This is a genomic window from Pseudomonas sp. 2822-17 (assembly GCF_002742485.1).
Lineage (GTDB): Bacteria > Pseudomonadota > Gammaproteobacteria > Pseudomonadales > Pseudomonadaceae > Aquipseudomonas > Aquipseudomonas cyclaminis.
The window spans coordinates 1-341 of record NZ_LJRZ01000691.1; the positions used below are offsets into that span (position 1 = coordinate 1).

Here is a 341-nt window from a genome sequence, read left to right on the forward strand (position 1 = left end):
TATCATAAAACATAGAAAAATACTCGGGTTTAAAATAATCCGTAGGGAGGGGATTTTCACAATGGTGAAAGTTGTTAATTCGATTACAGAACTCATTGGGGAAACGCCATTAGTAAAGCTTAATAGACTAGTCTCAGATGAGCATGCAGACATTTATCTAAAATTAGAATTTATGAATCCTGGAAGCAGTGTTAAAGACCGTATTGCTTTAGCTATGATTGAGGAAGCTGAACAAAAAGGTTTGTTAAAAGAAGGAGATACGATTGTAGAGCCAACTAGTGGTAATACAGGTATCGGGTTAGCAATGGTAGCAGCAGCAAAGGGATATAGAACTTTGTTAG

General features: G+C 36.4%; 1 protein-coding gene. It reads left to right on the forward strand.

The features are described from left to right. Window positions 1–61: 61 nt before the first annotated feature. The coding region (locus AOA60_RS23870; RefSeq protein WP_218240830.1) for a pyridoxal-phosphate dependent enzyme at window positions 62–341 on the forward strand (280 nt) is incomplete at its 3' end.